The organism is Leptolyngbya sp. FACHB-36 (genome assembly GCF_014695955.1).
Lineage (GTDB): Bacteria > Cyanobacteriota > Cyanobacteriia > Leptolyngbyales > Leptolyngbyaceae > FACHB-36.
This window is the reverse complement of sequence record NZ_JACJPG010000449.1, coordinates 1-8,570: the sequence shown is the minus strand read 5'-3', so window position 1 is coordinate 8,570 and position 8,570 is coordinate 1. Positions and strand designations below refer to the sequence as shown.

The 8,570-nt window shown below is 56.2% G+C and carries 6 protein-coding genes; 3 read left to right on the top strand and 3 right to left on the bottom strand.

The genetic code is table 11. The annotated features are described in order from the left end of the window. Positions 1 to 1,385, bottom strand: a 1,385-nt coding sequence (locus tag H6F43_RS21980) for an esterase-like activity of phytase family protein (RefSeq protein ID WP_190343122.1), incomplete at its 3' end; no start/stop codon positions are given. 128 nt (positions 1,386 to 1,513) lie between these two features. Further along, the gene (locus H6F43_RS12720; protein ID WP_190343121.1) at positions 1,514 to 4,306 is read right to left on the bottom strand and encodes a bifunctional metallophosphatase/5'-nucleotidase; all 2,793 of its coding nucleotides are present in this window, start codon (positions 4,304 to 4,306) and stop codon (positions 1,514 to 1,516) included. A 622-nt stretch (positions 4,307 to 4,928) separates the two neighbouring features. Between H6F43_RS12720 and gmd the strand changes: the two genes are divergently transcribed. Together gmd and H6F43_RS12710 are read left to right on the top strand one after the other, a co-directional pair. Next, the gene (gmd, locus tag H6F43_RS12715) at positions 4,929 to 6,002 is read left to right on the top strand and encodes a GDP-mannose 4,6-dehydratase (RefSeq protein ID WP_190343120.1); all 1,074 of its coding nucleotides are present in this window, start codon (positions 4,929 to 4,931) and stop codon (positions 6,000 to 6,002) included. A 138-nt stretch (positions 6,003 to 6,140) separates the two neighbouring features. Next, positions 6,141 to 7,100 (top strand): homogentisate phytyltransferase, encoded by a 960-nt coding sequence (locus H6F43_RS12710; protein WP_190343119.1) that lies wholly within the window; start codon positions 6,141 to 6,143, stop codon positions 7,098 to 7,100. A gap of 197 nt (positions 7,101 to 7,297) precedes the next feature. Here the strand turns inward: H6F43_RS12710 and H6F43_RS12705 are convergent, their stop codons facing one another. After that, positions 7,298 to 7,465, bottom strand: a complete 168-nt coding sequence (locus H6F43_RS12705) for a metallothionein (RefSeq protein WP_190343118.1) — start codon at positions 7,463 to 7,465, stop codon at positions 7,298 to 7,300. An 86-nt stretch (positions 7,466 to 7,551) separates the two neighbouring features. On the opposite strand from H6F43_RS12705, the gene H6F43_RS12700 reads away from it, so the two are divergent. Then, positions 7,552 to 8,328: a DUF559 domain-containing protein gene (locus H6F43_RS12700; RefSeq protein ID WP_190343117.1), complete on the top strand. Its 777-nt coding sequence runs from the start codon at positions 7,552 to 7,554 to the stop codon at positions 8,326 to 8,328. Positions 8,329 to 8,570 lie beyond the last annotated feature (242 nt).

Below are 8,570 nucleotides of genomic sequence, written 5' to 3'. Positions count from 1 at the left end.
CGCTGTGCGTAAACGGCAGGCAAGGCGGGTGTGCCAAAGTCGCCGCTCTCGGTCGGTGCCCCCGCAGGAATAAATCGATCGATCAGCGTGCCCGTGCTGTCGAAGCGGTAAATCGCGGGACGGTATTCGTCGCTGAGCCAGAACGTGCCATCCGGTGCCACGACCAAGCCTTCAAAGTCGCCACCCAAGGGATCGTTCGGCAACTGCTTGCCAAACAGATCAATGGGCACCTCATCGGTGTAGGCGGTTCCGGTCGCGCCGCTTTGCAGGTTGGGCAATCCGGTCAGCGGTGATCCATCGGGACGAGACAGCCCAATCTGATCGCCAAGCACAATCTCGCCCGTCTCCTGATTGAGTTCAAACCGAATGAGCTGCGGCTGAAACTCTGGTAGAGCAAAGGGGCGTTCGCTGCCCGGAATGCTGGGGATCAAGTCAGTCGGTTCGCCGTTGGGACCACGATCGGTGTGCGTAATGAATTTGAGATTGCCGTTTTCGGCGACGCCCTCAAAGAACAAGCCAGAAAAGCCGCCCAGCTTGATTTCCTGCCCTCCAACCGTCACGCCCAGCGGCGGAAGATCGCCGAAGTCATAGCTGGTGACGGTCGGAACGCCCTTGCTGAAGTCTTTCGCGCCCAGCGGCAAAATGTTGGTGACGCTGGCGCTGGCAATGTCGATTAGGGCGATCGCGTTGTTTTCTTGCAGGGTTACCCACGCGGTTTTGCTGTCGGCTGAAACGGCGATGTACTCCGGCTCAAAGTCCTGCGCCACCGTTGCGTTGGGTCCAAAAATCCGGACGCCTTTCGCCTGCAAGTCTGCTTTCTGGGCGTTAAAGCGCTCGAAGCCTGCGGTGGCAACGGTGGCACTCGCAACCCCATTCGACAGGTCGATAATGCTAACCGAGCCGACCGGATCGATCGAGTCTGGCTGGTTGTAGCTGCTGGGTTCTGCCTCGTTCGCCACTAGCACCTTCGAGCCATCGGGCGTAAAGGTGAGCATGTCGGGCACGGCACCGACTGAGACGGCTGCCTGCAGGGTGCCGCTGGCGTCCAGAAAGACAACGCTGCCAGGGTCCGTTCGAGGATTGGCTTCAACGGCGATCGCCACCACTCCATCGCGCACTGCCACGCTATTGGCGGCAGATCCAAAGGAAGACAGGTCGATCGTCTGCACCAGCGTTGGGCTGCTGGCATTACTCAGATCAAGCACCTGAATTGCCGCGCCACCGGAGACGATAAACAGCCGTTTGCTGGCGGGGTCGTACGCCGAAATTTCTGCCCCGGTTCCCGTAAAGCCGCCAATTTTTCGCAGCGTGCTGGCAGCTTCAGGGACGGCAGCGAGGTCGCTGACATTCGAGGAGTTGGGATCGATCGATCGAAAGCTAGTCATACAAAGTTCTCTTGGAAATGCACAAATTACGTTGACAAACGCGAGACAGGACCCAGTAAAACCTTCAGATCATGACGGTAGGGTGAGCGCACTGCTCACCCTACGCAGCGAGACGGTTTTCAGAGGCGCTAGACGGTCACAAAGTCTGCGCTGGTTAAAGAGACAGGACGGGTGAGAACCGCAAGCAATCCGCCTGGAAGCCCTGTATCAATGAAGAGCGACGGCTCGACCGATGAGATTGTACCGATACGCAGTTGCTCGAAGGTCAAGCCGCCCGTCAGTCCGATTTTGTCGATGCCGCTCTCAAAATCCCTCAGATCCGAGAAGCCACCCACTTGCAGCACAAACAGGTCGCTGCCCTCATCACCGACCAGCGCATTGGCATTTCCGGCACCGCCAACGAGGGTGTCATTTCCGGCACCGCCCCGCAGCAGGTCATTGCCGCTCAGACCGTCGAGGTAGTCATCGCCGCCCTGACCGTTAATCACGTCGTTGGAGTCATCGAAGCCTGTCACCGTGTTATCGAGGTCGTTGAGGAAGGTGACGCTGTTGCGGGCAAAGATCTCGCCAGGATTTGCGTCCGCGTTGATTACATCGAAGCTGTCTTGCGGCGTCGTTTGTCCATTGAACAGAATGTTCGCCAGATCAGCCGGAGCCGTTGGAGCCAAGAGGTTATCCAGAGTCTCCAACTGAACGTTTTGCAGCGTTACCTGCGTGCTGGAGCCTGCAAAGTCGACGACCAGATCGCTGCCGTTCTGAGTCAGAAGCAGATTGCGCGCCGTCAGTCCATCGCCTGTAAACCGCAGGGTATCGACCTCGACGATCGTGTCTTCATCCGGATTGATGCCCGTGCCAACGGCGCCGAAGTTTGTCAGCGTGCGCGTGTCTCCGCTGGCGATCGTGAACGTCCGCTGAGTTCCCGATCCATCGGTGGGTGGAGTCAGCGTGAAGTCACCAGCAACCGACAAGTTGCGAATCCGCGAGTCCTGCGCAGGCGCGGTGTCGGGAGTAGTAAAGCTGCCAGTCGCCGCTAAAAGCTCGGCAAAGGCGTCCTGCTCACTGCCGTCGTCCGCAAACGTTGCCCGTCCCGTCCGCACACCCGTGGCTAACAGATCAACGCGATTGACAGCCGCATCGGTCGGGAACGGATAGCCATCGCCGCCTGCCGTCAGGAAGTTCAGTGTCACCATGCGGAATGTGCGATTAGGGTCACCCACCAACTGCCCGTTCTGCACCACGACATCGGCAACCTCGCCGCTGCTGTCGGTGACAGCGAGCGATCGAATCCGCTCTCCCGCAACCGTTGCCGTCCGGGCTGTCCGCGTCGGATCAAAGCTGAAAATAAAGCCGCCGATTTGCGGGAATGCTCCCGGCGTTGCACCCGGTCGCACGCCTGACACGCCGTGCTCCATGAGTTCCTTGAGCTGCGCGGCAGTCACCGTCACCAAACTGAGGGCATTGTTAAACCGCAGGGAGTTCTCCACATCCAGTTGGGAAACCTGACCTGCCTCTTTGCCCGCTAGCGGGTTTGCCGGGGTCGGGAGGCGCTGCACATCGTTGGGGTCGATCGCCCCCGGAGCCGCACTAACCTCGCCGATGTTGTCCCGGATGCCACCCCCGTTCTTCAGCGACAGAACGGTCGTTGGGTCAGTCTGCTTCGCCACAAACAGGTTCGCGTCGGCGGTGAGATTGCCCAAGTTGGTTTCCTGCGTCCGCACGTCATCGCGGGTGCCATTGAGGAACACCGTGCTGCTGCCAAAGATGTTGCTGTCCTTGCTGACAATGACATTCCGCAGCGCATCGGTAATGGCTACCACTTGCGCATCGGGCGCTGCCACAGCGCCACCCGCTGCCGTATTCACAGCCGTCAGAGCCGCAACGCTGTCGGCGTCGGTGGCGTAGGCACCGCTAACGGCGGGATCGAGACTGGTGGGAATAATGACGCCGCTGTCGTCGAACGTGGCAACTAAGCGACCAACATAACGGTAGTTGGCAGCAGTGTTGACCACCAGCACCTGCTGCCCCGCGCCATTCGTTTCTGTGATCGGGTAGGACAGACCCGCTGGAGCCACGTCACCCGGACGCAAACGATCGGTGCTGTCCGGCAGTAGCGTATGAGAGCCGCCTGCAATAATCACGTCCACGTCGGTCAAACGCTTTGCTAGCTCCCGCTCAATCTCCAACTGCTGCATGTGCGCCAGCAGCACGACTTTGTTGATCCCGGTTGCGGTAAGGGCGTTGATTTCTGGCTGAATGACCGCAGCCAGCGCGTCTAGCTGCTCAGGAGTTGGGACGGCTGCAAACGGCGTCGGGGTTGTGACGACGCCGGGACCGGGAGAGGAAATCGCAGGTAGGGTCGGGGTCGTTGCGCCGACGACGCCAACTTTCTCGCCGTTCACCGTCAGCACAACGCTGCGGCTGATTCTGCCTCGGTTGTCGGTAACGGTGGTCCCGTTTGGTGCTTGAGCGGTTTGGGTTGCCCCGATCGTGGTGAAGTCCTGCCCCGGTGCGACGACGCGGCTGCTCAGGTTCGCGTCACTGGTAAAGTCTAGGTTGGCGCTGAGGTACGGAAATAGCGCTCCGGGGTAAGCACCACCCGGAACGATCACCGACTGAATCGTGGCGGTACCCAAGTCAAATTCGTGGTTGCCAAACGCGGCGGCTTGAACGCCAAACCGATTCAGCAGGGCAATGTCTGCCCGTCCAACGCCCGCTGCACCCAGCACAGAATTTAGGGTTGGGTCGGAGCCAGCCGAGAAAAACGGACCGGGAAGGTAGTTGTCGCCCGACGACAGAATCAATGTATTGGCGAAGTCGTCTTTGAGCGCGTTGACCACGGTCGAAAACCCTACAGCATCGCTGAGGGCAGGAATACCGGCTTCAAAATCAGAAGCGTGCAGAATTTGCAGTTGAAACGTCATGGCTATGTCCTAGAGTCACCAAGTGGGAGGTTCAGCAGGAGCGAGAAGCCGGGGAGCCTGCACCAAATATTGAGGGATGTTTTGTGAAGCGAGAGTAGATGGCGATCGTCCTGATGATTGGAATGGTTGAACAAAAATTGCACACGTCAGCATCTTTGCTAGCACGCTACCATCCGTAGTCCTACGGTGTTAAGTCCGCCAGAACACAATGAATATCAAGATTGTATGAAGCGACACTGTTTCAAGGGCTACTTTTGTGAAGTCAGCTTTACTAAGTAGCTGCATACGTGGCTGTCATCAGATTTGTACCGTGCAAATGGAATGAGTGATTAGCGGTAGACGCTTCATGAAAGCCGTTATACCAATTCGGAATTCGGAGTTCGCAATTCGAAATTTCAACCACTCGATTTCGTCAACGTTTCAGTCGTTTGATCTGTAGCTGCAATTTAGAGAATTGGTATTAGCTGGACAGGGTTTCGGTACAGTTGGCTGCTCCCGTTGAAAGTCGATCGGCAGTGGGAATGCTGAATTTGAGTCAATGAGCACAACGAACGTGAGCACTCTAATAGCTAATGGCTATTAGCGAACAGCGAACAGCGAACAACTAAGAGGATGGTTCAGCATGACAATTAGCAAGCGAGCACTGATTACCGGCGTTACAGGTCAGGATGGCTCCTATCTGAGCGAGTGGTTGCTAGAGCAGGGCTACGAAGTGCATGGGGTCATTCGCCGCACCTCGACGTTTAATACCGATCGCATCGATCACCTCTACGAAGATCCGCATAACTCAAACGCTCAGTTTTTTCTGCACTACGGCGACCTCACCGACGGCATGACCCTACGACGGATTCTAGAAACGGTGCAGCCGATCGAGATCTACAACCTGGGTGCCCAATCCCACGTGCGCGTCAGCTTCGACTCGCCAGAGTACACGGTAGATTCCGTTGGCATGGGCACGCTGCGACTGCTCGAAGCCGTGCGGGACTATCAGCAGCGAACCGGAATCGAAGTTCGCTTCTATCAGGCGGGGTCCTCCGAGATGTACGGCAAAGTGCAAGAAGTGCCTCAGCAAGAAACAACGCCGTTTTACCCTCGCAGCCCCTACGCCTGCGCCAAAGTGTATGCCCACTGGCAAACTGTGAATTATCGTGAGGCGTATGGGCTATTCGCCTGCAATGGCATTCTGTTTAACCACGAGTCGCCGCGACGGGGTGAAACCTTTGTGACGCGGAAGATTACCCGTGCCGTCGCTCGAATTGTGGCAGGACACCAGCAGAAACTTTACCTGGGCAATCTGGACTCGATGCGGGATTGGGGCTACGCCAAAGACTACGTACGAGCAATGTGGCTGATGCTTCAGCAAGACCAGCCGGACGATTATGTGATTGCAACCGGGCACACCTACTCGGTGCGGCAGTTTCTAGAGATTGCCTTCAGCTACGTAGACTTGGACTGGCACGATCATGTGGAGTTTGACGATCGCTATCTGCGTCCTGCCGAGGTTGATTTGCTAATCGGAGATGCGACCAAAGCGCGAACCCGCTTGGGTTGGCTGCCAACCGTAACCTTCGAGGAGCTAGTGACGCTAATGGTCAGTGCAGATCTGCGGGCGATCGGTCTTTGCCCGCCCCATCTAGAGCATTCGATTCCAGAGTATGCCACGGTTCGTCCTGCCTTTATGCGGGCAGCGTTTTAGAGGGACCAATTCCTGCTAGAACTATCATGCAGGGTAGTCATAGTGGTCAGTGGTCAGTAGTCAGTGGTTTGTTGAGACGCTACGGACAGATGACGACAGTCTACCTTGCTGATCGATCGTTGCACCCTCAAGGCATTCATGAGCCGGATCTCGTCTAAATTCTCGCCGTCTTCTCAACCCCCGACTAAACCAACGCTTGTCCAGCTCTGCCTTTCCTGGCTCTACGCTTTCTGGAAATTCTCGCGCCCCCACACGGTTATTGGCACTAGTTTGAGTGTGTTGGGGCTGTATTTGATGGCGTTGGCGACGCAGCGGGACTGGAGCACGTCCCCGTTCATTCTCCTACCAACGCTGTTTGCATGTCTGTGCGGCAATGTTTACATCGTCGGTCTTAACCAACTGGAGGATGTCGCGATCGATCGCATCAACAAGCCTCATTTGCCGCTGGCGTCTGGAGAGTTCTCGCGACGGCAAGGCTGGACGATCGTGGTGACGGCTGGACTGCTGGCGCTTTTGACGGCGGGGCTATCCGGTCCCTATTTGCTCGGAATGGTGGGGCTGAGTCTGCTGATTGGAACGGCGTATTCTTTGCCGCCGATTCGGCTGAAGCGCTTTCCGCTGTGGGCGTCGCTGTGCATCTTCACAGTGCGGGGGGCGATCGTCAATTTGGGACTGTTTCTGCACTACAGCAGCGGCGCAGCAATCTCTCCGATCGTTTGGGCACTGACGCTGTTTATTCTGGTGTTTACGTTTGCCATTGCCATCTTTAAAGATGTTCCCGATATGGAGGGCGATCGGCAGTACAACATCACCACGTTTACGCTGCGGCTGGGACAGCGCACTGTGTTTAATCTGGCGCTGGGCGTGCTAACGGTGTGCTACGTAGGAATGGCAGTGGCAGGATTGGTCGGACTTCCAGGGGTCGATCGCGTCGTTCTGGTCCTGCCGCATCTGGCACTGCTGGGCAGCTTGTGGTGGCGCAGTCGGCAAGTCAACTTGCAGGACAGAACGTCGATTAGTCGGTTTTACCAGTTCATCTGGAAGCTGTTTTTTCTGGAATACCTGCTGTTTCCAGTCGCATGTCTATTGAGCAACTAAATTGAGCAACTAAAAAGAGACGCAGAGAACACCATTGCGCCCTCTGCGTTTGCTGCCATTTAAAGTTCAGTCATACCCATTCTCTAAATTCCAGCTACAGACCAAACCGCTAAAACGTAGGCAGACTCTAGCTTCTGCAATTCCGTAGCTTGCTTCTCGCGCAGCGAGTATTGCGAATTCCGAATTCCGAATTGGTATTAGCTATTACAGCCGCAGCCTGTGTGTCCGCAGCCCGATCCTTGCGGATGCCCGTTGGCGCAGGCGTTGCCGCAGTAAGCTTTGTCGTCTTTCATTACGGCGTCGCTTAGAGACACAACGCACAGGCAGGAGTCGCAAGCACACTTCATTTGAGTCACGGTCGTCATGGGGTTGCCTCATCAAGTTCTGCGCTCATCTTAACATATGAACAGACATTCATAAATTGGTCTAGGAGAACTTTTATAATGGCGGTATGGACCGATTTCCAACCGTTTTGATTCCCGATCGCCTGAAAAACCTGACTGGGCAGTCGCTTGAGTCCGTCCTGAGGCAAACCGATCGTCCAGAAGGGGTGCATCACCACGCGCCGAAGGGACACTCGGAAACCCAGTTTGAGCGAGATCTGTGGCGCTATTTTCCTGGCAAGATTCACTCGGGGCTAATGATTCGACGTGCAGGTATGGTGCAGCCTTACGTGCCAGATTTCGCTTACATTGATCCGGCGCTCAATCTGCATGTGGATATCGAAGTGGATGAGCCGTACACGCACGATACGCGGCTGCCGCTTCATTACGTTGGCTCTGCTAAAGACGATCGCCGAAATGAGGCATTTCTAGCGTGGGGTTGGGTGGTGATTCGCTTCAGTGAGGTGCAGGTGGTGCAGTCTCCGGCAAGCTGCTGCAAAACAATCGCCGCGACGATCGCCACCTTGACAGGCGACAGCGCGATTATGTCGCCGTTCCGAGACACTGCAACGCTAAAACTTGCGCGGCGGTGGACTGAGGCAGAAGCGGCACAGTTAGCAGAGCAGCAGTGGCGTGAGCAGTACTTGACGCCACGAGATGTGATATCGTGTGAACCCGCTATGGTTGGAAAACGCAAGCGTCGTCACTCTTTGCAGGCAAGGGGACGATCGCTGATCACAACCCAGCTTTCGTTCTACTGTCCTACCTGTGGGGAAGGTCCGATTCGTTGGCAGGGGCATTATGTTTGCTGCCCAACCTGTGGATTTGATCAGTTCGTGCTGTAGCTGGGTTGCCCAATCTTGTCTCAGAATTCATGCTGGATGCCTATTTCCGTCCGGACATACAGATAGCTATAGAGAAAGGTAAAGCGGTAGATGCACATGATTGTCCGCCCCCGAATCAATTGATTTGGGGGCGTTTATTATGAGAGCTTCGTCACAGGCAGGACGGTCTGTAGTAATTCAGCTCGGTGGTAAACCTACAGATGCGATCGCTGAAGACCTCTCCCTAACCCTCTCCTACGAGG

Bases quoted from the DNA above. Each gene is read 5' to 3' on its own strand.
- H6F43_RS12710 (WP_190343119.1), top strand. From the start codon at position 6,141: ATGAGCCGGATCTCGTCTAAATTCTCGCCGTCTTCTCAACCCCCGACT.
- gmd (WP_190343120.1), top strand. From the start codon at position 4,929: ATGACAATTAGCAAGCGAGCACTGATTACCGGCGTTACAGGTCAGGAT.
- H6F43_RS12705 (WP_190343118.1), bottom strand. From the start codon at position 7,465: ATGACGACCGTGACTCAAATGAAGTGTGCTTGCGACTCCTGCCTGTGC.
- H6F43_RS12700 (WP_190343117.1), top strand. From the start codon at position 7,552: ATGGACCGATTTCCAACCGTTTTGATTCCCGATCGCCTGAAAAACCTG.
- H6F43_RS12720 (WP_190343121.1), bottom strand. From the start codon at position 4,306: ATGACGTTTCAACTGCAAATTCTGCACGCTTCTGATTTTGAAGCCGGT.